Here is a 22,857-nt window from a genome sequence, read left to right on the forward strand (position 1 = left end):
CAGGAATTGTCGGTGTTTATACACAATTTAGTCTGAGTCAAATAAATCGTTAATACTCCTATTTACTCTTAATTTCGCAGTAAACCTTATTGTGATACACACGGGGTTGTTTCCGAGTGAATCCACTTTTTCAACGTGATATCACCCTTGTAAAACCCGCTTTTATCGTATGATATTTTCTAAAATCAATACATCGTTCGTAAATGGATGTTTTCTGGAATAAGATATGAAAAAAGAGAACCCTTTCGGATTCTCTCAATTATGTATGGATCTTATTCCAGATCTTCATCTGTGTCTTCTTCCAGGTCCTCTTCCAGCTCTAGTTCTTCTAGTTCTTCCAAGTCCCCAAAATCAGTATCGATGGCATCACTTAGTTCTTTTTCAATCAGCTTATCACTGTCGATCTCTTCCACTTCTGGTCCTTCTTCTTCTCTTACAGCTATGATTTTAGCCAGAGAAACAACCTTGGACTCATCAGAGGTTCTCATAAGCTTAACCCCCATGGCATTTCTTGATGTCACAGAAATCTCCCCTACGTTGATTCTGATGGCTACTCCGTCAGAATTGACAAGCAGCAGTTCATCTTCGTCATTACAGGATCTTGCTCCTACAACGTTGCCAGTCTTGCTTGTAACTTTATAGGCAATAAGTCCCTTACCGCCTCTGTTCTGACTCTTATACTGGTCGGTAGGTGTTCTCTTTCCTAGTCCGTTCTCTGATACGACCAGAATATCCTCACCCTGTACTGCGATGTCGAAGGATACGCAGTCATCACCGGTTCTCAGGGAAATACCCTTGACGCCCGTAGCGGTTCTACCCATCGGTCTTACATCTTTTTCATTGAATTTGATAGCATAGCCAAGCTTCGTGACCAGGATCAGATCCGCATCTCCACGTGTGAATTTAACATTGAGGAGAGAATCCCCTTCTTTCAGGTTCAATGCGATGAGACCGTTCTTTCTAATATTACTGAAATCATGAAGTGTAGTTTTCTTGATGATTCCATCTGTTGTCGCAAATACAAGATATCCGTCTTTTTCCATATCACTGATGGAAATGACAGCCTGAATGCTCTCATCCTGATCCACTGGAATCAGGTTCACAAGGTTGATTCCCTTGGAGGTTCTACCGGATTCAGGAATTTCATAGGCCTTCAGCTTATAAACTTTACCCTTGGAAGTAAAGAACAGTAGGTTCTTATGTGTTGAGGTGACAAAGACCTTATGAATCACATCGTCTTCCTTTGTTGTCATGGCCTGTACACCTCTTCCGCCTCTCTTCTGGGCAGAATAGGTAGCTGCTGAAATTCTCTTGATATAGCCGTCTTCTGTCAGTGTGATGACCACATCTTCCTCGTTGATGAGATCCTCATAGTCGATCTCGAACTCACCCTTCTGGATATCTGTTCTTCTTTCGTCACCATACTTGTTTCTGATTTCGATGAGTTCATCTTTAATTACGCCAAGAAGCTTCTCTTCATCACTGATGATGCTTTCAAGATAGGCGATGAGTTCCATAAGTGACTTGTATTCTTCCTCAATCTTATCTCGTTCCAGACCAGTCAGTCTTCTGAGTCTCATATCAAGTATTGCCACTGCCTGTCTATCAGACAGACCGAATCTTGTGATCAGTTCTTCTTTTGCGATATCTGTTGTTTTTGAATTTCTAAGTACTTTGATGACTTCATCAATATTATCCAGAGCGATTCTCAAACCTTCCAGGATATGAGCACGGTCTTTCGCCTTGTTCATTTCAAAGACACTTCTTCTTGTAAGCACTTCCTTCTGGAAATTGATGTAATGCTTCAGAATCTCTTTCAGATTGAGCACCTTCGGGGCATTGTCAACCAGAGCGAGATTGATGACACCGAAGGTATCCTGTACTTTCGTTTTCTTATATAAGTAGTTCAGAACCACATGGGCATTGGCATCTCTTTTCAGCTCGATGACAATTCTCATACCGTCTCTGTCTGATTCATCTCTTAAGTCGGAGATGCCTGTAAGTTTCTTGTCTCTTACGTGATCTGCGATATTCTCAATGAGTTTCGCTTTGTTCACCATATAAGGCAGTTCCGTAATGATGATTTTCTGTCGTCCGTTGACCTCTTCAATCATGCTTTTTGCACGAACAAAGATTTTTCCTCTTCCTGTTTCATAGGCTTCTCTTATGCCAGATACACCCATGATGGTTCCACCAGTGGGGAAATCAGGTCCTTTCACGAACTGCATCAGCTCAAGAACTTCCGCATCCTGATTTTCAATCAGATAAACCGCTGCATCAATGACTTCTCCCAGGTTATGAGGTGGTATATTTGTAGCCATACCTACCGCAATACCCGATGATCCGTTTACCAGAAGGTTCGGGAATCTAGAGGGAAGAACCGTAGGTTCCTTTTCCTCTCCATCGAAATTCGGTACAAAATCCACAGTATCCTTGTTGATGTCTCTGAGCATCTCAGAAGAAATCTTTGCAAGCCTTGCTTCTGTATATCTCATGGCCGCTGCTCCATCACCGTCCACGGAACCGAAGTTTCCGTGGCCTTCCACCAGCAGATATCTGGTGGAGAAATCCTGTGCCAGCCTTACCAGAGCGTCATAAACAGACGTATCTCCATGTGGATGGTACTTACCTAGTACGTCACCGACGATTCTGGCACACTTTCTATATCCCTTTTCATTGTATATACCCAGTTCGTGCATGGAGAAAAGAATTCTTCTGTGCACGGGTTTGAGTCCGTCTCTGATATCAGGAAGCGCACGTCCTACAATTACGCTCATGGCATAATTGATATAACTTGTTTTCATTTCTTTTCTTAAGTCTATCGGTAAAACTTTACCTTCATTGTTGTTCAATTAAACGCTCCTCCTATATATCAAGATTATCAACTAATTTGGCATTCTTTTCGATGAACGCTCTTCTGGGTTCAACTTTATCTCCCATGAGAATCGTGAAGATCTCATCCGCAGCTTTCGCATCCTCCACATCCGCTCTCAGAAGAATTCTGTTTTCAGGGTCCATGGTTGTTTCCCATAACTGCTCAGCATTCATTTCTCCAAGACCTTTGTATCTCTGAAGTGCGATGGAGGAGTCTTTTCCGCCTAATCGTCCTACAATCTCTTCCATTTCCCGATCGGAGTATGCATATTCATGGGTCTTACCCTTTGAAACTTTGTATAGTGGTGGCTGTGCAATATAAACATGCCCATTTTCAATGAGCTCTCTCATGTATCTGTAGAAGAATGTGAGAAGAAGTGTTCTGATATGCGCACCATCCACGTCGGCATCAGTCATGATGATGATACGGGAATAACGTAATTTACTGGTATCGAAGTCTTTACCGATTCCTGCACCGAATGCTGTAATCATGCTTCTGATGGTATCAGAACCCAGCATCTTGTCCAGTCTTGCCTTTTCCACGTTCATGATCTTACCTCTTAGAGGCAGAATTGCCTGGAACTGTCTGTTTCTTCCCTGTTTTGCAGAACCACCCGCAGAATCTCCCTCTACGATGTAGATTTCAGATTCCAGCGGATCCTTGGACGCACAGTCAGATAGTTTACCAGGAAGCGTAGTTCTTTCCAGTACACTCTTTCTTGTCAGCTCTCTGGCTTTTCTTGCGGCTTCTCTGGCTCTTGCAGCCATGAGGGCTTTATCGATGACGATCTTACCGATGGCAGGATTTTCTTCCAATATGACGGTCAGTGCATTTCCGACAATACCGTCGACAATGCTTCTAACTTCCGCATTACCCAGCTTTGTCTTGGTCTGTCCTTCAAATTGAGGATCGGTAAGCTTAACGGATACTACAGCTGTAAGACCTTCTCTGATATCATCACCAGAGAGGTTCTTGTCATTTTCCTTGATGTGTCCAAATCTTCTGCCATAGTCATTGACCACTCTTGTGAGGGCTCGTTTGAACCCGTCAAGATGTGTTCCACCTTCCAGGGTATCAATGTTATTGGCATAGGTGAATATATTCTCACTGTAGCTGTCATTGAACTGAAGTCCGATTTCCACGATGTACTCATCTTTCATCTCATCGATGTACATGACATCCTTATGAAGAACTTCCTTGTTCCTGTTCAGATATTCCACAAAGGACTTGATTCCGCCTTCATAGAAATAGGATTCTTCCTTGATGTTCCCTTCCTCATCTTCTCTTTCATCGGTAAGAGAGATTCTCAGTCCTTTATTGAGGAATGCGAGTTCTCTTAGTCTTTCTGAAAGAATTTCATAATCGAACTCCACTTCATCGAAAATGGTCTTGTCAGGCAGGAATGTGGTTTTTGTTCCTGTATGGTCGGATACACCGATCTCTTCCAGGCCTCCTATGGGATTACCATAGGCAAACTTCTGCAGATATACTTTATTGTTTCTTCTGATTTCCACATTACAGGTTTCTGACAGTGCATTTACAACAGATGCACCTACTCCGTGAAGTCCTCCTGAAACCTTGTATCCTCCACCACCGAATTTTCCTCCGGCATGAAGCACGGTCATGATAACTTCTACTGTGGATTTGCCCAGCTTTTCGTTCATACCGATAGGCATACCACGTCCATCATCCACCACTGTGATGGAATTGTCCTTATGGATATATACTTCAATATGGCTGCAGTAACCTGCCAGGGCCTCATCTATACTGTTATCGACAATTTCATAAACCAGATGATGCAATCCTCTGGATGACGTTGAACCGATATACATACCCGGTCTTTTTCTAACTGCCTCCAGTCCTTCCAGTACCTGGATGTTGCTGTCCTCATATCCTGTATCCACTCGTGTGCTGTTTCCATTTTTCACTTCAGACATATTCTCCAACTCATGTTCCTTTGTATTCTCAATATTACTATCTAACATACCATGGCCTCCCTTCTATTCCTCTAATCGCAGTTTCGTTCTTTTTGACAGAGTTTTTGAGGAAATGGGCGATAAATAGATTATCGATTTTTTCTCGATCTCTGCAACTATAATTGACTTCGGCTTCTCATCCGTTATTCTCTCAACAAATCCGTCCTCTTCTGCTAAACGAAGAAACTGACTTGTATCTGAACTGTACATAGATGATTCCACATCAAATATTCCGATAACATCTTTCATGGGGATCACTACATTTTCTCCAAGATGTAAAAACATCTACTCACCTCCATCTATTATAGAACCATTCTTGACATTAAATAATCTGTAATTTCCTGTGAGATATTCTTCAATATTTTCTACCCCGGTACAGGTTATTACAGTCTGAATGTTTTCTATGGATTTTAATATAAATTTCTTTCTGGATAAATCCAGTTCTGATAAAACATCATCCAGTAGAAGAATGGGGTATTCCCCTTTCACCTTCTTGATGATTTCAAGTGAGGAGAATTTCATCGTAAGCACAGCGGTTCTCTGCTGTCCCTGTGAACCAAAATCTTTTGCATCCACTTCATTGATCAGGATCAGGAAATCATCTCTGTGTGTTCCAGCGGATGTGGTTCCCCTTTCGATATCCATTTCTCTTTTTCGAGTCAGTTCTTTTTTCAGGTTCTCTTTCAGATTTCCTTCCAGTGAAAAAGAACTCTTGTATTCATATCTGATTTCTTCTTTGTTCGTAGTGATTTCTTTATGAATGGAATATCCATAAGAATTTAACAGATTGATGTAATTGATTCTTTGTCTGGCAATATAATCAGCATGTTCACTCAGTTTGATATCATAGATATCGAGAATGTTTCTGTCGATTCTTCTTGATTTGAGAAGTGCATTTCTTTCAGCCAGCACTTTATTGTAAGCGACCAGTGAATTGTAATATCTCTTGTCCAGCTGACTGATCTCCATGTCCAGAAATTTTCTTCTAAGACCTGGTGATTCTTTTACGATTTTCAGATCTTCAGGTGAAAACATCACTACATTCAATATTCCAAGCAGATCACCGATCTTGGTTAGTTTCACTTTATTCACTGAGATGGACTTTCTGCCATCGGAAAGAAGATTCATATCAATAATCTTGTCCAGTCTGTCTTTTTCTATATACACCTTGATCTGCGCACTTTTTTCATTCCACAGGATAAGGTCTTTGACCTTATTGGTACGATGCGATCGACCAAAGGCGGCATAGTAGATGGATTCAAGAATATTCGTCTTTCCCTGCGCATTTTCACCCTGGAATACATTGACATCTTTGCCTAATTCAATATTCAATTGGTTGTAATTTCTGTAGTTCATTAGACTGATGTTTCTTATTTTCATTAAAAATCTCCTACAAGATATTATACCACATAGAAGGATAACCTTCTATGTGGTATAAGGCTCAATACATATTGAAAATTTTAAATCAACAGTTAAGCTTCTGAAACCGCTGTAAAGACTTCGCCATTGAATTCCACCTTATCTCCAGGGTATATTTTCTTTCCCCTTCGCAGCTCCACTTCATCATTCACTTTTACAAGCCCTTCAAGTATATAGGCTTTGGCTTCTGAACCTAATGAAACAACACCAGCCCATTTCAGAAACGAATCCAGTTTGATGTACTCTGTGTTTATCTTTATATCCATATTCTCTCCTATCTCGCTAATCTTACGGGTAATACCATATATTTGCAGTTATCTGTGATGCTGTTTCGGATGATTGCTGGACTTACACCTGAGGTCATCTCAATGATGATTTCCTCTTCATCCATCACTTTCAGCGTATCCAGAAGATAGTTGGCATTAAAAGCGATTTCTATGGCATCTCCATCCATGGATACAGGAACTTCTTCCTTCACCTTACCGAATTGCGAATTAGATGTGATCAGTGCCCTGTCGTTTTCTATGTTCAGTTTGATCAGTCTTGAAGAACCATCCTTGGCCATGAGCGATGCTCTTTCGATACTCTGGGCCAGATGCGCTCTTTTCACCTTAAACTGCAGTTTGTAATCTGTAGGGATGATGGACTCATACTTGATGAAGTTTCCAGAAAGCAGTCTTGAGACAATTTTCGTATTCTGGATTTCAAATAAAATATGATTGTCGTTGAAGCTGATGAACAGGTCCTCATCTTTATCACTCAAGATCTTTGAAACCTCATTCAGTGTCTTTCCTGGAATGACTACGGACACATCTTCATTGGATTCCAGATACTCACTTCTCATAGCCAGTCTGAAACCATCTAAAGCCACCATATTAAGAACCTTATTCTTCACTTCAAAAAGTACACCCATTAGTATCGGTCTGGATTCATCCTGGGCTACGGCAAATGATGTGCTTCTTATAAGGTTTCTGAATGTATCTTCTTTGATCGCGATCTTCTCTCTATTACCTATTTCAGGAAGCATGGGGAATTCTTCTGCATTCAGATAGAGTAGATTGAATTCTGAATTCTCACATGATATCAGAATCGTGTTATTTTCCATTGTTGCCAATTCGATCATAGCATCTGGAAGCTTTCTGATGATATCACCAAACAGTTTTGAATCAATGACGATTCTACCCTCTTCCATGATAGTGGAGGATACCAGCGTCTCAATACTGAGATCAATATCTGAACCTCTCATGATGATTTCCTGATCTCCAGTTTCGATATAGATTCCTTCCAATACCGCCATGGGTGATTTACCGAGTATGGCTTTCTGTACCGTTGATATTCCTTCAACTAAATCTCTTTTCTGACATCTAAAATGCATGATTAAACCCTCCTGAATTCATTTAATAAAACAATGTTACATGGGGATATGTTGGTTCACAGTGAATAAGCTAATCCCCTGCTTATAGTAATAATATAATAGATTTAATAGTATTAGTAGTAGTAGGGCCCGGTATTCTGTGGATAAACCCCAAAGACATTGAAAATAATGGAGATATCCTGATTCAAACCTTGTGGATGAATATGAGCTTATTTTTAGAGTTATCCACAATTGTCCACAGGTGATTTTGTCTCAGATTTTATCCACAGGTGGATTAACAGGGATTCTAACTCTTTGTTGATTACTGGTTGTTTACCTTTTTGGTGATGATTTTTATTGCATTTGCAAGACTGTCATCTGTTTTCAGTGCAGCAGATATCTTTTCATAGGCATGAATCACTGTGGTATGGTCTCTGCCTCCGAATTCATCTCCGATCTTAGGAAGACTCATGTCTGTAAGCTTTCTGGAAAGATACATGGCAATCTGTCTTGGATAGGATACATTTCGGGTTCTTCTTTGTGACTTCAGTTCCTGAATGGATAAATTATAGTAATTCGCCACAACATCCTGAATCAGATCAATGGTAATGGCTTTGGTCTGACTGGAGGATATGATGTCCTTTAAAGCTTCCGCTGCAAGATCCACCGTGATGTTTTTGTTGTTTGTCAGTGAAGAATAAGCCATGACTCTTATGAGTGCACCTTCCAGTTCTCTGATGTTGGATTTGATTTTTGTTGCAATATAGACCATGACATCAGAGGAAACCACATATTTCTCTATTTCCGCTTTCTTCTTTAATATTGCTATTCTTGTTTCAAAATCAGGAGCCTGAATATCAGCCTGTAGACCCCATGCGAATCTTGTCCTCAGTCTGTCTTCTAATGTAGGAATCTCATTTGGTGGTCTATCACTGGAAATGATGATCTGTTTTCTTGCTTCATATAATTCATTGAAGGTATGAAAGAATTCTTCCTGAGTACTCTCTTTCCCTGCAATGAACTGAATGTCATCGACAAGCAGTACATCGACATTTCTGTATTTGTTTCTGAAATCCAGGTTCTTGTCATATCTGATGGAATTGATCAGCTCGTTGGTGAACTTTTCTGATGAAACATACACCACTTTTGCACTGGGATTATTTGCCTGTATATGATGGCCGATGGCATGCATCAGATGCGTTTTACCAAGCCCGACCCCACCGTATAGAAACAGCGGATTGTAGGCATTGGCAGGTGATTCCGCTACAGCAACAGATGCTGCATGGGCAAATCGGTTGGAATTACCGATGACAAAGGAATCAAAGGTGTATTTTGAATTCAGTGATCCGAAGGAATCGTTACTGATCTTGGATTGAGGTTTGACCTCTTTCACTTCAGTTTTAATCTCTTCCGCTTCCAATTCACCGACAACACACTCCACATCGATTTCCTGATTCAGCACATGTTTGATGGATTCTTTAAATAGAAGTTTATATCTCTGATTGATGATATCTAAGGTAAGTTCATTAGGAACACTAATCATAAATACCCCATTTCTTATACCGATTGGCTTCAATCCTAGAATCCATGTATTGTAACTGACCTCAGACATGATTTCCACCTTCAGTATTTTGAGTACCTTTTCCCAGGTTTCATTTAATTGGGTATCCATGAATTACGTCCTCCTAATAAAATAAATTTTTCTGCTGTAAAATAAAAATTCCTGAATCAACAGGTAATTAACAGGTTATCTACAGTTTCTATTTCTGTAAATGATGATCGAAATAAGTGTTGATAAATTGTAAAATGAATCTGTTCATAATGTTAGAAACTCGATTAAATTGAATTAATCACAGTATAAAGATGTAAACTAGTAACATTCTTAGTCAGCTCAAATCCATTGATTCTCTTGACAAAAGAAGGATTAATAGATATGTTTATACATGTTAGGAACATTTTATACACAGACTTATCCACAACTGTGGATAACGTGGTTAAATTGCGGTTAATTATCAACAGGTCCCTATTATAATAGCATATTGAAACGAGCTTGTTCAATAAGTTATCCACAATTACTAGGGCTAAATAGAATGTTTGAACTTTTGCATTGATTTCTTGACACCTAGGGATACCATGAGTATAATAGTGTAGTAAAATCGAAGTATTGGGTTAAGTGCGCAATTTTTGAGCTTAAAGCTAATATGAATAATTGATATGAAGGGGGTGTCAACATGTGGATGACATTTCAGCCTAAGAAGAAGCAGGGTAAGAAAGAGCACGGCTTCAGAAAGAGAATGGCTACTAAAAATGGTAGAAACGTTCTTAAGAGAAGAAGAGCTAAAGGAAGAAAAAGATTATCAGCATAAGGTCGCTTAAATGTGGCCTTTTTCTGTAATTGTCGGAAAGGATTTTCTCCATGAAACATGAAAAAGTTAGAAAGAACTCTGAATTTCATCTAGTCTATAGGAGAGGTAGATCTTTTGCCAACAATCTTTTGGTTTTGTATGTGTTTAAAAACAGAAAGAACCATATTAATGGAGTACCTTTCAACAGGATCGGTATTTCAGTGAGTAAGAAAGTCGGAAAGAGCGTAGTCAGGAGTCGGGTTAAAAGATTGATTAGTGAATCGTATCGATTGAATAAAGATCGTTATCAGCAAGGATATGATTTTGTAATTATTGCCAGGGTATCAAGTCATGACAAGAGTTATTCCGAAATTGAGAAAGCGCTGATTCACGTCTTCAAAAAGGCGGGTTTAGTAAATGATGAAAAAAATACTGTTAAAATCAATTAGATTCTACAGAAAGTATATCTCACCCAACAAGCCTCCAAGCTGCAGGTTCACACCTACATGTTCTGTCTATGCTATAGATGCAGTAGAAAAGTACGGTGCTCTGAAGGGAGGCTATATGGCTATCAGAAGAATCTTCAGATGCCATCCGTTATATAAGGGAAGTCTGTATGATCCAGTAGAATAAAACTTGGAGGTAAAAAGGATTGTCTCAATTAAATCAACTGTTTATTTGGATATTTGAGCAGTTAAAATCTGTAGTGGAACTTTTTGTAGCGGATCCTGGTAATCAGTGGGGTTTTACAATTGTTCTATTCACAATAATGTTCAATATACTTATGTTACCTATAAATCTTTCTCAGATGAAAACCATGAGAAAGCAGCAGGCACTTCAGCCGGAAGTAGCTAAGATTCAGGCGAAGTACAAAAATGATCCTCAGAAGCTGCAGGAAATGCAAATGAAGCTTTATAAGGAAAACGGAGTAAACATGTTTGGCGGATGTCTTCCCCTACTGATTACATATCCGATTTTCATAGCGATGTTTAGTGTATTCAGACAGTTAGCAGCAGATGGTAGACTGACCGGATTCGGATTCACACCTATCATACCTGACTTATCTGCAAATCATAATATAATCTTATCTGCATTATCTGTTGGTACTATGCTGCTTTCAACATATGTACAGACACTTAAAACGAAGGGTCAGAATAATCCGGCGGCTGCATCCGCAAATAAGATGCAGTACATGATGGCTGCATTATTCGGATGGATTACCTATACATCCAACTCTGCACTTGGTTTATACTGGGTTACAGGAAATACCTTCAGATTGATACAAGGATTGCTCCTGAATGCAGCGGATAAGAAGAAAAGTGAGAATGTTGTAAAAGAGAAGTAATTGGTATTTGTTGCCAAGTAAGGTGGTATTGAAATGAATAGTATGCAATTTACAGGCAAAAACGTAGAAGAAGCTATTGCAAATGCTCTCAGAGAGCTGAATGTAACAGAAGATAAAATTACATATGAAGTAATTGAGGAAGGCACTAAAGGGTTACTTGGAATAATCGGTACCAAACCTGCGATCATCGAAGTTGCTGTAGTACCTGTTGAAAAGGATCTTAAGGCAGAAGCTGTAAAGTTTCTAGAAGGAATCTTTGAAAATATGGACATCACTGCTGAAATGGATGCTAATCTTGATGATAATATGCTTAAGATTGATATTTCCGGACCAAGAATGGGTCTTGTGATCGGATATCGAGGAGAAACTCTTGATTCACTGCAGTATCTTACAAGTCTTGTGGTAAACAAGAAACGTGAAGGAGAATACGTAAGAGTTATTCTTGATACGGAAGGATACCGTAAGAAGAGAGAAGAGACACTGGAAAGACTGGCTGAGAAGACAGCATATAAAGTCAAGAAGTACAGAAGAGCAATGAAGCTTGAGCCGATGAATCCTTACGAAAGAAGAATCATCCATTCCAAGCTGCAGAAGATTGAAGGCATTGCTACACATAGTGTTGGTGATGAGCCATTCAGAAGAGTTGTCATAGAACTGGATAAGTAAGAGTAAGCCTGAGTCAATCTCAGGCTTTTTTGTACAAAAAAACACATGAAATGTACTTCTGGTTAAAATATTGAAGAGCAGTCGAGTGATAAACTACTTGAATTCTAACAGGAATCACTATATTATTTATAAGACAAATGCTGGCTTGTATTGAAGTGCTGTTTGGCAATGAGGAGGACTAATGAGAGAATATGAAACCATTGCTGCGATCTCTACATCTTTAGGAGAAAGCGGTGTTTCCATAATAAAGGTATCTGGTGAAAAATCGAAGGAGATTACTGCAAAGATATTTAAGCAAAAGAACAATAAAGATTTCCTGGAAGCGAAGCCATGGACCATTAAGTACGGGCATGTGGTGGATAAGGTCTCAGGAGATATCATTGATGAGGTCCTTGTAAGCTATTTTAAGGGGCCTAAAAGTTTTACCGCAGAAGATGTGGTTGAAATCAGTTGTCACGGTGGACGCGTTGCTACGGAGTCTGTGTTGAATGCTGTATTCCAGGCAGGAGCAAGACCGGCAGAACCTGGGGAGTTCACCAAAAGAGCTTTCTTGAACGGAAGAATTGATCTTTCTCAGGCAGAAGCGGTCATTGATATTATTCATGCAAAAACCGAACTTTCCATGAAGTCCGCTCTCAGCCAGAGCGGAGGTAAACTATCTCAGGAGATTACAGATATTCGGAATCAGATTCTGAACCTCCTGGCTTTTATTGAAGTGACTGTAGATTTCCCGGAAGAGGATCTGGAATTCACCACCGGACAGGAAGTCAGTGAAAAGTTAAGTCTCATGCTGGAGAAAGTATCTGATCTGATCAGAACATCCGAAGAAGGCAAGATCTTAAGAGATGGACTCAGTATCGCCATCATCGGGAAACCGAATGTCGGTAAAAGCTCCCTACTGAATGCATTGTTAAGAGAAAACCGTGCAATTGTAACAGATGTACCTGGTACCACAAGAGATATCATAGAGGAGTATCTGAATATTGACGGAATCCCGATTAAAATCACGGATACTGCAGGGATACGTGAGACTGAAGATATAGTGGAAAGAATAGGTGTAGATCGTTCTAAGGGAAAGATTGACGAAGCCGACCTCATCGTTTTTGTACTGGACAGTTCAAGACCACTGGATCAGGAAGATAAAGATATAATTAAATATATTGATAATAGAAAAAGTATAACACTTATCAATAAAGTGGATTTAGAAGAAAAAATGAATCTGCAGGGATTGAACTTAGGTGAAACCATTGGTGTGTCAGCGCTCAACGGATATGGAATAAATGAACTGAAGAAGAAGATAAAAGAACTGTTCTTCCATGGAAACATAGAAGTAAGTGACCTGATGGTCACAAACAGAAGGCATAAAGAAGCTCTTCTGAGAGCTTCTGAAAAAATGTCTGCTGCCAAAAATGCCATAGACCAGGGAATATCTCTGGATCTGGCGGCTATCGACTTGAATGCGGCATGGAACTATTTTGGAGAAATAACAGGAGATACCCTTTCAGAAGATCTGGTGGATAAAATATTCAGTGACTTCTGTATCGGGAAATAGAGGTGAAATGAATTGATTACATATAACGCAGGCAACTATGATGTAATAGTAGTTGGTGCTGGTCATGCCGGTTGTGAAGCTGCCCTGGCATCAGCAAGACTTGGGCTGAAGACACTGATGTGTACCATGAATATAGAAAGTCTGGCATTTATGCCATGCAATCCTAATATAGGAGGAACATCCAAAGGCCATCTTGTCAGAGAACTGGATGCACTTGGTGGTGAAATGGGTGTCAATATCGATAAGACACTGATTCAGTCCAGAATGCTGAATACTTCCAAAGGACCAGCTGTTCATTCCTTAAGAGCACAGGCGGATAAAGTCGAGTATCAGAAAGAGATGAGAAAGGTTGTCGAGAATACGGACAATCTCTATCTGAGACAGATTGAAGTCACAGATCTCGTTGTGGAAGATGGTATCGTAAAAGGTGTAACCACAAGAAATGGCGGTAATTTCATGGGAAGTGCTGTCATTCTTGCTACTGGAACCTATCTGGCCAGTAAGATCATCATCGGTGAGGCGAACTATGAAAGTGGTCCCAATGGACTTTCCAGTTCAAAAGTGCTGTCAGAAAACCTGGATAAGCTGGGCTTCGAGATGCACAGATTCAAAACGGGGACTCCAGTTAGAGTGCATAGAAGAAGTATTGATTTTTCATTGATGGAAGAACAGAAAGGTGACGAAAGAATCATTCCATTTTCATTCGTCCACGACAAGTACCTGGACGCACCTATCGACCGGGAACAGATAAGCTGTTATCTGACTTATACCAATGAGAATACACATGAAGTAATAGACAAGAACAGGCATCGATCTCCAATGTTCAATGGAAGTATTGAAGGAGTTGGTGCAAGGTACTGTCCGTCTATTGAAGATAAGATCTACAGATTTCCTGATAAATCGAGACATCAGATTTTCTTGGAGCCAGAAGGCAAAGAGACAAATGAGATGTATGTCCAAGGCATGTCGTCTTCCCTTCCTGAAGAAGTGCAGATTGAAATGCTGAAGACAATACCGGCCTTCAGAGATATTGAAATTACAAGAACAGGATATGCCATCGAGTATGAAATGATTGATCCGCTTCAGCTCTACCCTACTTTGGAATTCAAAATGATTAAAGGCCTGTATGGTGCAGGACAGATCAATGGTACATCCGGATATGAGGAAGCAGCAGCACAGGGAATCGTAGCAGGAATTAATGCGGCACTGAAAATCAAAGGAGAAGAACCGATGATTATCGATCGTTCTCAAGGCTATATTGGAGTCCTCATAGATGATCTGGTAACTAAAGGCACCAATGAACCTTATAGAATGATGACAAGCCGTGCGGAATACAGGCTGCTTCTCCGACAGGACAATGCTGATTTAAGGCTGACTGAAATCGGAAGAAGAGTTGGTCTGGTTTCAGATGAGCGATATGAAAAATATATATCAAGAAAAACAATGATCGAGAAAGAACTGGAAAGACTGAAGAGTCTTCAGATCACTGGTAAAAGAGAAGTCAATGAACTGCTCGAGATAAAGGGCTCTACCGAACTCAAAAAGCCGACATCACTCTATGAACTCATCAAAAGACCAGAACTGGATTATTTCAAGGTAGCTGATTTTGATCCTGACAGACCGGAATTACGAATCGATATTCAGGAACAGGTCAATGTCATGAGCAAGTATGAAGGATACATCAAGCAGCAGTTTGAGGATGTAGCCCAATTTGCGAAGTATGAGAAAAAGAAACTTGATGGAATCGAAGATTACTTCCATATCAAGGGGCTTCGAATCGAAGCAGCACAGAAGCTGAACAAGCTGAAACCAGTCAATTTAGGCCAGGCATCCAGAATTTCTGGCGTCAATCCAGCTGATATCACAGTCATTCAGATCTATCTGGAGTCTAAGCGAAAAAACAGGGAGGTCTAAGATGTATTTCGATATCATGAAGAAAAGCGCGGATCAACTGAATCTGTCTTTTACAGAAGCGCAGTATAATCAGTTCGTTCAATACAAGACATTGCTGAAAGAGTGGAACGAAAAACTCAATCTGACGGCTATTACAGAGGATGAAGAGATCATCAGTAAGCATTTCATTGATTCTATTCAGGCGTTTCAGTTTGCGGAACTGAAGGAAGCGGAGTCAATGATCGATGTAGGAACAGGCGCGGGATTCCCGGGGTTACCGATTAAAATCATGAAACCGGATCTAAAAGTTACACTTCTTGACTCTTTGAATAAGAGACTCAATTTTCTACGAGCTGTCTCAGAAGAGCTGAAACTGGAAAATGTGGAGTTCGTTCACAGCAGAGCTGAAGACGGAGCAAGAAAACCGGAGTTCAGAGACTCGTATGATATAGCGATTTCCAGAGCAGTAGCGAATCTGACATTGCTTACAGAACTGTGTTTACCCTATGTTAAAGTGGGTGGGCATTTCATAGCACTTAAAGGTCCCGCTGTAGAGCAGGAAATCAGAGATGCGGAGTATGCAGTAAAAGTTCTTGGTGGCAAGATAGTGAAAATCCAGGAAGTTCAAATTGAAGGAACAGATCTGAAGCATAATCTGGTCGTAATCAGAAAAACCAGACCTACGCCTAAAAGCTACCCCAGATCATCTGCAGCGATCAAGAAGTCATTAATCACAGCAAAATAGCTCATACAGCCAAAAAAACTGAATGTTTCACGTGAAACACTGCATAGATTTTCTCTATGTTTCACGTGAAACATTTTTATTATGCTCATAATCAAAGAAGGAACAGTCCAATCTTTTTGAATATATTCAGACTGCCCTCAGACCTTTAATGATCAGCAGTGATGTTTTACGTAAACAATCTCGAAAGCACACAAAAATATTGTTTTTCCGATTTGGCAATCGGGAGCGCATTGCAAATCAGCATATGCGGAGCTTCATGAATCGAATGTTTCACGTGAAACATTCGATAGGAACTATGAAATTAAGGAGATAAGAGTTATAATCGTAATTAAGAGTCAACTGGAGAAGTTAGTAAGGAGAGTTGTATGAAAATAGTCAGTATTTTTAACCAAAAAGGTGGTGTCGGAAAAACTACCACAAACATCAATCTTGCATCATATATCGCTTTGAAAGGTCATAAAGTGCTTGTCATTGATATAGATCCTCAAGGTAATACATCAAGCGGACTAGGAGTGGAGAAAGATCAGCAGGAGAACACGACGTATGAGCTGCTTCTTTCTGATACAAAGATCGGAGATGTCATACAGAAAGTAGAAAAAGTCGATAATCTAAGCATTGTTCCCTCTAATATGGATCTAGCTGGTGCAGACCTAGAACTGAGTTATATGGAGCATAGGGAATCTATTCTGAAGAATAAGATTCAGGGACTTGAAGAAGAGTTCGATTTCATCATCATTGATTGCCCTCCTTCATTGGGACTTCTGACGATTAACGCACTGACAGCTTCTGATACTGTACTTATTCCAATGCAGTGTGAATACTATGCACTGGAAGGTATCAGTCAGCTTATAAAAACGGTTCAGAAGGTGAAGAAAGGATTAAACAGGAATCTGGAAATCGAAGGCGTTGTCCTGACGATGTTTGATCCGCGAAGAAATCTTCAGCTGCAGGTGGCTGAAGAGCTGAAGTCGTATTTCGGCGAACTGGTATATGAGAATTCGATTCCAAGAAACATCAGACTGGCAGAGGCACCAAGTTTCGGAATACCGATTGCATTATACGATGCCAAAGCAAAGGGTGCTGAAGCGTACTCGGATTTGGCTGATGAGTTTTTAAGAAAGAATCTAGGGAGGTAGATGATGGCAAAGAAATTTGGATTAGGAAAAGGACTTGATAAGCTGATACCAGAAGATGATGAGAATCTAAGCGTACTTGATATCAATAAGATCAAGCCTAATAAGAAGCAACCGAGAAAGTACTTTGATGAAGAGAAAATAGCGATGCTTACAGAATCCATCAAAGAGCATGGAATGATTCAACCGATCATCGTCCAGAAAGAGGATGAAGACTACAGCATTGTAGCAGGTGAGAGAAGATGGAGAGCCGCAAAGAAAGCGAATCTCAAAGAAGTTCCAGTAATCATTATGGATATTACAGAGTCAGCTGTTCTAGAGATATCACTGATCGAGAACATACAAAGACAGGATCTGAACCCTATCGAAGAAGCCAATGCTTATAAAAGGCTGCTTGGTGATTTTGAGCTTACGCAGGAAGAACTTTCCAAAAAGATAGGAAAATCAAGGACCAGCATCAGCAACACCATGAGATTAATCAATCTGGACGATCGTGTACAGCAGTTTCTCATTGAAGAAATACTATCTGAAGGTCATGGAAGAGCTATACTTGCTATAGAAGAAAAGGAAGATCAGTATAAATTGGCACAGAGAGTAGTTGATGAGAACCTGAATGTAAGAGAGACAGAGAGTCTGGCTGCCAATTACTACAAAGTGAAGCCCGTGGCAAGGAAGTTGAGGCTGGACCCCTATTTCAAGGATGTTGAAAAACGACTTGCGAAGAGCATTGGAACAAAAGTCTCGCTGAAGCCGAAAGCCAAGAACAAAGGACGAATAGAAATTGAATATTATAGTATGGATGATCTGAACAGAATTTTAGAACATCTGAAGCTAGAAGAATAGGTGTTAAAATGGATTACAATATAGTCTCGACTTATATCACTTCAAATTTACCGATCATTATTCTGGTAATGATCCTTGTATTTATCCTATTATTTTTACTTTCCATAGGACTGATGGTCTCCAACAGAAAACTGAAAAAAAGATATGATCTGATGATGAAAGATGCTGACAAAGGTTCTCTGGAAGACATGATAAGAGCCTATCAGAGAAAAATAGACACTTCTTATGTGGATACGAAGCTGGCTGTAGAAGAAATCAAGTTATTGAGCAATCAGATCAATCACTGCATACAGAAAGTGGGTGTAGTCCGATACAAGGCTTTTGATGATGTCGGCAGTGATTTAAGCTACAGTGTAGCCATGCTGGACAATAAAAATGATGGTGTTGTCATAACAAGTATTTTTGGTAGAAATATGAGCACTTCTTATGCGAAACCGATCAGCAAAGGCACATCCAAGTACACACTGTCAGAAGAAGAAACCTATGCGATGAATAAAGCGCTTGGTCTGGAAAAGAAATGAAAAGAAAAGTGTCAGTTATGCGTATACATAACTGACACTTTTCTTTTCAGCAGATTAAAGTCATTTCGTGTTGAATTTCTCGAGAACGCCAACGGTTTGCAGCACTTTGAAACCGACGGCCATGAATATGAGAAAGAACATACCGATGATTCCAGCAATTTTCAGTCCAATGAAGATTGCCATGATTGTGATGATGGGATTGATATTGAGACTGGAAGAGAGAATTCTCGGTTCCCAGATGTTTCTGCCGACAGCAACGATAATCCATAATATGCCCAGTCCGATTGGTATAGTCATATTCCCTTGTGTGAAATAGTAGATTGCCAAGGGAATATATGCAGCAGAAACGCCGAGAACTGGAAGCAAATCCAGAAAAGCGGTTACAAGTGCAAGGATTAAAGCATATGGAATTCCCAGAATCAGATATCCGATCATCGATATGATACCCGTAATCATTATGATCAATAGATAGGAAAGACTATACCTTACAACCATATTCTTGCCTTCTGTGATGACATTGCGGACACGATTTTCCTGTGTATCTGATGTTGGCAGATAGTTATATATGAAACCAGGATCGTTCAGGAACTTCTTCGTGAAGAAGAATGAACATACGACAGTAAATATGATAATCAGTAATAATGTAGGAAGTCCTGCGATTGTATCGATTGCAAAGCCTCCAACTGCTCTTCCCATGGAGATCAGGACATCTTTCAATGAGTTCAGAGTGGAACTGAGCATTTCACTTCCTGATTCAACAATAGCAGGATCCAGACTCTGTATATTGGAGGCAATCCAATCATATTGCTCCTGAAACCAGCTTACGATGGAATCATAATTTTCGTTGATGTAATTAACCGCATTCACGACAAGAAGTGCTGACTGGTTCACGAGACGGATTGTTAGTGCTGTAAAAAGGGTTCCTATGATTCCGTAAAAAGTCATCAGTGTGGCTAGTATCAGCAGATTCTGATGGATCTGACTATTTGTCCAGGTAATGAGCCTTTTGACGATCGGACTGACAATTGCAGCAATGATGAAAGCTAATACAAAAGGGATTGTGTAGGGTAGTGTCTTAACAAATGCAAAGAATGTGATTGTGTATACAACAAGATAAATGACGATCTTGTCGTACTTCTTAATATAAGATTCTCTAAAATCCTCCATAATTCACCTCACTGATGTATTTCAAACCGATCAGCAACTGATCAATATCTTCGATTCTTGTATAATGTCCAAAACTGATACGTAAGCTACCTGTCTCACCTGTTCCTAATGCTTTATGTGCAAGAGGCGCACAGTGATAGCCGGATCTTGTTATGATTCCGAATCTGTTTTCCAGAATGAAAGCAGCCTCTGAACAATCCATATTGTTGAAAACGAGTGAAAAGTTGGGAATTCGGTCAGAAGAGGAGTTCTTTCCCATCAGTTCAATGGAATCCAGTGTGCCTAAATGATCCAGAAAATAATCAGACAGGAACATGTGTTCACTTACGATCTTAGCTATTCCTATTTCATTTATTGTTCTGACACCTTCTCGCAAGCCTGCGATTCCAGGTAGATTATGTGTTCCAGATTCAAACTTGTCTGGAAGGAAAAGCGGCTGGTCCAGACTGAGTGAGTCGGATCCGGTACCACCAGTAAAAACAGGATCCATGGCCTGATTCATGCGGTCATTTACAGCAAATCCACCAGTTCCCTGAGGACCCAGTAATCCTTTATGTCCAGTAAAGGCAACTGCATCAAGATCCATGGTCTGCATGTCTACCTTTATATAGCCTGCGCTTTGTGCAGCGTCTATAATAATGAAGATGTCCTTGTTATGAATTTTATCTCTGATGAGTTCCACCGGCTGTACTGCTCCGGTGAGGTTGGAAACGTGACTCAAGATGACTGCTTTTGTATTCACCTTTTCCAGGTCTGGCAGGGTATCCAGTTGAACTTTTCCATTCGAATCACATGGTAATAAGTCGTAAGTGATCAAACCGTCTTTCCGCAGTTTCTCAAGAGGGCGAAGGACGGAATTGTGCTCCATCACAGAGGAAATCACATGATCCCCCGGTTTCAGGAGTCCTATTAATATCGTGTTGAGTGCTTCAGTAACGGAGGATTTCAGGATGATGTTTTCGGTCTTACCGCAACTTAAAAGCTGGCTTATTTCAGCCCTGCAATCCTCGAGAATTTTACCGGCTGCCATGGAAACGGTATTTGCGCCTCTGCCTGAATTGCCTGTACCATTTTTCAAAGTATCGTATACAGCATCATAAACACTCTGGGGTTTAAGGAAACTAGTTGATGCGTTATCAAAATAAATCATATTCTTATCTCCAATTTCTTCTTATAAATAATTATAAGCCATAGTTTACCCATTGGTATGTATAATATGAAAAAATTGTGATTTTGTTGATATATTCTGAATTCGATGAAGTGGAATAATGCATTGTAGTTCGTGTATAATATGATGGATAGAATATAATCAAAAATGACTTTATGGAGGATAGATATGGATTTTTACTTACTGGTTTACAAGAATACTTCAGATGCGCTTAAGGGTGAAGAAGACTTTAAGCAAAGAAAGATTGCACATGCAGTATATCCAACACCTCCACAAATAGCAGGCAGCTGTGGAATCAGTCTAAGGTTTACCGAGATGGAACTTGAAGCTGTCGAGAAGATGATCGAATCCGGAGCAGTATATAAGGCACTGTATAAGATAACCAAGATGAGCATCATTAAGATTAAGGAGTTTGATGTAAAGTGATTAAAGACTATGACATCGGCACAATCGTTCAGATGAAAAAACAGCATCCGTGCGGCAGCTACTTATGGGAAGTAACCAGATTAGGTGCGGATATCAAAATCAAATGCAAAGGCTGTGATCGTATAGTTATGTTGCCTCGCAATAAGTTTGAGAAAGATGCAAAAAAAGTGATTGAGAAAAAATAATGTTTGCATAATGTTGCTATAAGTGATAAAATTTACTGATGTAATCCCCGCCATGAAAATCGTGGCCGTAGTCCGGGGGGAGGAGGTGACATGATGAGAAACTATGAAACAATTTTCATACTACATCCATCATTTGACGAGGAGGCAGTGAAGACTGCTGTAGATAAGTTCAAGGGTGTAATTGAAACAGAAGGTGGAATTGTTGATAACGTTGATCTTTGGGGTAAGAGAAGACTTGCTTACGAAATCGACAAAGTCAATGAAGGTATCTACGTTCTATTTAACTTCCAGGCAGAACCAGAATTACCAAAAGAGTTAGACAGAATATTCAGAATTACCGACGGTATAATCAGACATATCATTGTTAAATTAGATAAGTAAGGATGGTGCAGCAATGAACAAAGTAGTTTTAATTGGTAGATTAACGAAAGATCCGGAATTGAAATACACTCCAGGATCGGGAACTGCAGTTACAACAATAACATTGGCTGTTGACAGAAGATTCTCCAAGGACAACCAGAGAGAAGCAGACTTTATTCCAGTAGTAATCTGGGGTAAGTCAGCAGAATCCACTGCCCAGTATATGGCAAAAGGAAGACTTATGGGTGTTTCAGGAAGAATTCAGACCAGATCTTATGAAGCTAAAGACGGTGGCAGAAGATATGTTACTGAAGTTGTTGCAGAAGAAGTACAGTTTTTGGAATGGGGAAACAGCAATAAGAACCAGGACAATAACAGCGGTTATTCAGGCAATGACAGCAACCAGGGGTATGGAGCATCATTCGATGACATGACACCGATTGATGACGGAGATATTCCATTCTAAACGAATAGGTAAGGAGGGAAAACCATGAGCAGAGATTTCAAAAGAAATCCAAGAGGAAGAAGAGCAAGAAGAAAAGTTTGTTCTTTATGTGTAGATAAAGTTGAATCTATAGATTACAAGGATGTTGCGAAGCTTAGAAAGTTCATCACTGAAAGAGGTAAGATTTTACCAAGAAGAATTTCAGGAGCATGTGCGAAGCATCAGAGAACAATAACTGAATCAATCAAGAGATCAAGAAATATCGCACTACTTCCATTCACACAAGATTAATGATTTAAACCGTGGTCCTTGGGATCACGGTTTTTTGCATATTATAAGCTGCTTGATGTGCTTAGCATAATGAGTGCACGTAATCCTGCATTCATTATTGTAAGCATATATGATAAAATCGTAAGTAAAATGTAATATAATTTAGGTA

25 protein-coding genes are annotated in these 22,857 nt (G+C 39.9%); 16 read left to right on the top strand and 9 right to left on the bottom strand.

Annotated elements, in window-relative coordinates:
* Positions 1-272: 272 nt before the first annotated feature.
* From gyrA to dnaA, 7 genes are all read right to left on the bottom strand, one after another.
* Entirely contained in the window at positions 273-2,852 is a 2,580-nt protein-coding gene (gene gyrA / locus ACHAL6_RS12990) for a DNA gyrase subunit A (RefSeq protein WP_395271104.1), read from the bottom strand.
* A 13-nt stretch (positions 2,853-2,865) separates the two neighbouring features.
* On the bottom strand, positions 2,866-4,812 hold the full coding sequence (gene gyrB, locus ACHAL6_RS12995) for a DNA topoisomerase (ATP-hydrolyzing) subunit B (protein ID WP_395271136.1): 1,947 nt from the start codon (positions 4,810-4,812) through the stop codon (positions 2,866-2,868).
* Between the two features lie 63 nt (positions 4,813-4,875).
* The gene (gene remB / locus ACHAL6_RS13000) at positions 4,876-5,136 is read right to left on the bottom strand and encodes an extracellular matrix regulator RemB (protein ID WP_207600171.1); all 261 of its coding nucleotides are present in this window, start codon (positions 5,134-5,136) and stop codon (positions 4,876-4,878) included.
* Positions 5,137-6,231 (bottom strand): DNA replication/repair protein RecF, encoded by a 1,095-nt coding sequence (recF, locus tag ACHAL6_RS13005; RefSeq protein ID WP_395271105.1) that lies wholly within the window; start codon positions 6,229-6,231, stop codon positions 5,137-5,139.
* A 92-nt stretch (positions 6,232-6,323) separates the two neighbouring features.
* Positions 6,324-6,536 carry a S4 domain-containing protein YaaA gene (yaaA, locus tag ACHAL6_RS13010; protein ID WP_395271106.1) on the bottom strand — a complete coding sequence of 71 codons (213 nt, stop codon included), beginning with the start codon at positions 6,534-6,536 and terminating at the stop codon, positions 6,324-6,326.
* 8 nt (positions 6,537-6,544) lie between these two features.
* Positions 6,545-7,645, bottom strand: coding sequence for a DNA polymerase III subunit beta (gene dnaN, locus ACHAL6_RS13015; RefSeq protein ID WP_395271107.1), 1,101 nt, complete (start codon positions 7,643-7,645; stop codon positions 6,545-6,547).
* A 301-nt stretch (positions 7,646-7,946) separates the two neighbouring features.
* Positions 7,947-9,296: a chromosomal replication initiator protein DnaA gene (dnaA, locus tag ACHAL6_RS13020; RefSeq protein ID WP_395271108.1), complete on the bottom strand. Its 1,350-nt coding sequence runs from the start codon at positions 9,294-9,296 to the stop codon at positions 7,947-7,949.
* Between the two features lie 559 nt (positions 9,297-9,855).
* Here dnaA and rpmH point away from each other — a divergent pair.
* The 11 genes from rpmH to ACHAL6_RS13075 all read left to right on the top strand — a co-directional run bounded on the left by rpmH (position 9,856) and on the right by ACHAL6_RS13075 (position 18,667).
* Entirely contained in the window at positions 9,856-9,990 is a 135-nt protein-coding gene (rpmH, locus tag ACHAL6_RS13025) for a 50S ribosomal protein L34 (RefSeq protein WP_031575587.1), read from the top strand.
* 50 nt (positions 9,991-10,040) lie between these two features.
* A complete protein-coding gene (gene rnpA / locus ACHAL6_RS13030) occupies positions 10,041-10,418 on the top strand; it encodes a ribonuclease P protein component (protein WP_395271109.1) in 378 nt (125 codons plus the stop codon).
* Positions 10,387-10,602 (top strand): membrane protein insertion efficiency factor YidD, encoded by a 216-nt coding sequence (gene yidD, locus ACHAL6_RS13035; RefSeq protein ID WP_207600165.1) that lies wholly within the window; start codon positions 10,387-10,389, stop codon positions 10,600-10,602. Before rnpA ends, yidD begins: the two co-directional genes overlap by 32 nt.
* Before the next feature lie 19 nt (positions 10,603-10,621).
* Complete coding sequence (locus tag ACHAL6_RS13040; protein ID WP_395271110.1) at positions 10,622-11,314, top strand: YidC/Oxa1 family membrane protein insertase; 693 nt, start codon at positions 10,622-10,624, stop codon at positions 11,312-11,314.
* Positions 11,315-11,347: 33 nt separating this feature from the next.
* Positions 11,348-11,980 (top strand): RNA-binding cell elongation regulator Jag/EloR, encoded by a 633-nt coding sequence (gene jag / locus ACHAL6_RS13045; RefSeq protein ID WP_395271111.1) that lies wholly within the window; start codon positions 11,348-11,350, stop codon positions 11,978-11,980.
* A 181-nt stretch (positions 11,981-12,161) separates the two neighbouring features.
* Positions 12,162-13,532: a tRNA uridine-5-carboxymethylaminomethyl(34) synthesis GTPase MnmE gene (gene mnmE, locus ACHAL6_RS13050; RefSeq protein WP_395271112.1), complete on the top strand. Its 1,371-nt coding sequence runs from the start codon at positions 12,162-12,164 to the stop codon at positions 13,530-13,532.
* Between the two features lie 12 nt (positions 13,533-13,544).
* On the top strand, positions 13,545-15,446 hold the full coding sequence (mnmG, locus tag ACHAL6_RS13055) for a tRNA uridine-5-carboxymethylaminomethyl(34) synthesis enzyme MnmG (RefSeq protein WP_395271113.1): 1,902 nt from the start codon (positions 13,545-13,547) through the stop codon (positions 15,444-15,446).
* A 1-nt stretch (position 15,447) separates the two neighbouring features.
* The gene (rsmG, locus tag ACHAL6_RS13060; RefSeq protein ID WP_395271114.1) at positions 15,448-16,170 is read left to right on the top strand and encodes a 16S rRNA (guanine(527)-N(7))-methyltransferase RsmG; all 723 of its coding nucleotides are present in this window, start codon (positions 15,448-15,450) and stop codon (positions 16,168-16,170) included.
* Between the two features lie 365 nt (positions 16,171-16,535).
* Positions 16,536-17,306 carry a ParA family protein gene (locus tag ACHAL6_RS13065; protein ID WP_395271115.1) on the top strand — a complete coding sequence of 257 codons (771 nt, stop codon included), beginning with the start codon at positions 16,536-16,538 and terminating at the stop codon, positions 17,304-17,306.
* Positions 17,307-17,309: 3 nt separating this feature from the next.
* Entirely contained in the window at positions 17,310-18,146 is an 837-nt protein-coding gene (locus ACHAL6_RS13070) for a ParB/RepB/Spo0J family partition protein (RefSeq protein WP_395271116.1), read from the top strand.
* 8 nt (positions 18,147-18,154) lie between these two features.
* Positions 18,155-18,667: a DUF4446 family protein gene (locus tag ACHAL6_RS13075; protein ID WP_395271117.1), complete on the top strand. Its 513-nt coding sequence runs from the start codon at positions 18,155-18,157 to the stop codon at positions 18,665-18,667.
* Positions 18,668-18,727: 60 nt separating this feature from the next.
* On the opposite strand, the gene ytvI is transcribed toward ACHAL6_RS13075, so the two are convergent.
* Positions 18,728-19,834, bottom strand: coding sequence for a sporulation integral membrane protein YtvI (ytvI, locus tag ACHAL6_RS13080; RefSeq protein ID WP_395271118.1), 1,107 nt, complete (start codon positions 19,832-19,834; stop codon positions 18,728-18,730).
* Positions 19,821-20,984, bottom strand: a complete 1,164-nt coding sequence (locus ACHAL6_RS13085; RefSeq protein WP_395271119.1) for an aminotransferase class V-fold PLP-dependent enzyme — start codon at positions 20,982-20,984, stop codon at positions 19,821-19,823. Before ACHAL6_RS13085 ends, ytvI begins: the two co-directional genes overlap by 14 nt.
* 186 nt (positions 20,985-21,170) lie before the next feature.
* On the opposite strand from ACHAL6_RS13085, the gene ACHAL6_RS13090 reads away from it, so the two are divergent.
* From ACHAL6_RS13090 to rpsR, 5 genes are all read left to right on the top strand, one after another.
* Positions 21,171-21,428: a DUF3343 domain-containing protein gene (locus ACHAL6_RS13090; RefSeq protein WP_395271120.1), complete on the top strand. Its 258-nt coding sequence runs from the start codon at positions 21,171-21,173 to the stop codon at positions 21,426-21,428.
* A complete protein-coding gene (locus tag ACHAL6_RS13095; protein WP_395271121.1) occupies positions 21,425-21,613 on the top strand; it encodes a DUF951 domain-containing protein in 189 nt (62 codons plus the stop codon). Before ACHAL6_RS13090 ends, ACHAL6_RS13095 begins: the two co-directional genes overlap by 4 nt.
* Before the next feature lie 93 nt (positions 21,614-21,706).
* On the top strand, positions 21,707-21,994 hold the full coding sequence (rpsF, locus tag ACHAL6_RS13100; protein WP_395271137.1) for a 30S ribosomal protein S6: 288 nt from the start codon (positions 21,707-21,709) through the stop codon (positions 21,992-21,994).
* A gap of 13 nt (positions 21,995-22,007) precedes the next feature.
* Entirely contained in the window at positions 22,008-22,439 is a 432-nt protein-coding gene (locus ACHAL6_RS13105) for a single-stranded DNA-binding protein (RefSeq protein ID WP_395271122.1), read from the top strand.
* Positions 22,440-22,463: 24 nt separating this feature from the next.
* Positions 22,464-22,709 carry a 30S ribosomal protein S18 gene (rpsR, locus tag ACHAL6_RS13110; RefSeq protein WP_207600152.1) on the top strand — a complete coding sequence of 82 codons (246 nt, stop codon included), beginning with the start codon at positions 22,464-22,466 and terminating at the stop codon, positions 22,707-22,709.
* Positions 22,710-22,857 lie beyond the last annotated feature (148 nt).

The sequence above is a fragment of the Proteiniclasticum sp. C24MP genome, assembly GCF_043951855.1.
Classification (GTDB): Bacteria; Bacillota; Clostridia; order Clostridiales; family Clostridiaceae; genus Proteiniclasticum.